Origin of the sequence: Gordonia sp. (in: high G+C Gram-positive bacteria) (genome assembly GCF_012515855.1) — a bacterium.
GTDB lineage: Bacteria > Actinomycetota > Actinomycetes > Mycobacteriales > Mycobacteriaceae > Gordonia.
Genome location: NZ_JAAYXO010000059.1, coordinates 1 through 1,583 on the forward strand (window position 1 = coordinate 1; position 1,583 = coordinate 1,583).

Genomic DNA, 1,583 nt, shown 5'->3' on the forward strand with positions numbered 1-1,583 from the left:
TCGACTTCTTCAGCCAGAAGTTCCCCGACATGGTGAACATGGGGGCGCTGACGATCATCTCGAACATCTACGGCAACCCCGCGGTGTCGATCCCGGCCGGTCAGATCGACGGCCTGCCCGTCGGCCTTCAGGTGCTCGGCCGCCACCACGCCGACGCCCTGCTGTTCGACGTCGCCCTCGCCGTCGAGCGCGAGCGCCCCTGGCCGCTCGTCGCCCCGACGGTCGCCGCCACCACGGCCTGACGCCACCGGCCGCGGGGCCGGGGGTCAGGGCGCGATGACCTGGCACTCCAGCGGGGCGCGGAGGTCACCGGCCCGTCGTCCGCACACGATCGCGGTCTCGCCGTCGACGGCCCGCGCTGTTACACGACGAGTTCGGTCTCCACCAGGCAGTGGTCGCTCGCGTCGGGAGGGCAGAAGGCCGGCAAGTAGTTCAACGTCACCGGCGGCGAACGCCACCAGACGTGGTCGATCTGCTTGTTCAACGTTGCTCTCGGGTTCACGGTGTACCCGTAGTTCATCAGCACGTGGTTGTTGCCGTACGCCGGGGGAACCTGTCCGATGGTGAGGTTGAAGTCGCCGGCGATCCAGCGCAGCGAGCTGGGCGCGTAGCCCACGGCGAAGTTTCGGTAGGCGGTGGCCTGAGACTGGGCCGTCGGGACGTGGTCGTTTGTAAGGTGGCTACTGCACCCGGTCATGCGTCCGAGCAGGTTCTCGACCGTCAGGCAGATGGCAATCCGGCACTCGACCGTCGCGACCTGACAGGCCTTGCCCGGGTTCGGGAGGAGCTCGGAGCTGTGGTTCGCGCGGGTGCCCAACATGAAGACGAGGTTGCCGAAACGCTTGTCCATCCCGCGGCAGTCTTCGTCCTGCGCCTTCGCGACGCCCATGATGCTGTCGTACCCCACGAAGAACCCGCGTAGGTACTGGAGGTCGGAGTAGCAGGCCTCGTTCACCGAGACGAAGAGACTGTCATGGTACAGGACGGAATACACCAGGTAACCGCGAGCCGCGAGAAGGGCGTCGAGGTTCGGTCTCGCCGGGAACTGATGTTGTAGTGGTGCTGCCGCAGGCCGGCGGCACCGGCAGGTGACGACCCCGCGCCGTCGACAGCCATGACGCCCGATGCAACGGCAAGCGCACCGGCGAACACCAGCGATCGAGCGACCCGGCCGGGTGTCATGGCGCGATCACCTGGCACTCCAGTGGGCTGCGGTTGTCGGTTCGCAGTCCGCACACGATCGCGGTCTCGCCGTCGGTGTCGTAGCTGTACAGGCGTTCGATGCGTCCGTCGTCGCGTCGCGGCACCTCGATCTCCGAGAAGGCCGCCGTACCCTCCTCCCGCACCACCACTGTGCGGCCTTGGCTGATCGCTCGCAACCGGCCGTCGCTCATCGTGACCATCTCCTGGTCGGCACCGTCCGGCAGGGTCTCGGGTTGTGGCACTGTGACCTCGCCCCCGTCGGGCGTCCAGTACCGCGCCGGCACGCCCATGGCCCTGATGGCCGAGGTCTCCACCCCGCGGCGGTGGCAACGAGCATCCTCGGTCGGCGCCACCACCAACGGATCACCATGGGCGACCCA

Annotated in this window: 3 protein-coding genes; 1 reads left to right on the forward strand and 2 read right to left on the reverse strand. The window is 67.8% G+C overall.

The features are described from left to right. Positions 1–242 (forward strand): amidase family protein (locus GX543_RS03850; RefSeq protein ID WP_290849915.1); only part of this gene is annotated, 242 nt, incomplete at its 5' end. A 119-nt stretch (positions 243–361) separates the two neighbouring features. Here GX543_RS03850 and GX543_RS03855 read toward each other — a convergent pair. After that, entirely contained in the window at positions 362–994 is a 633-nt protein-coding gene (locus GX543_RS03855) for a hypothetical protein (RefSeq protein WP_290849916.1), read from the reverse strand. Between the two features lie 184 nt (positions 995–1,178). Then, positions 1,179–1,583: hypothetical protein (locus GX543_RS03860; protein WP_290849918.1), on the reverse strand; the 405-nt coding region annotated here is incomplete at its 5' end.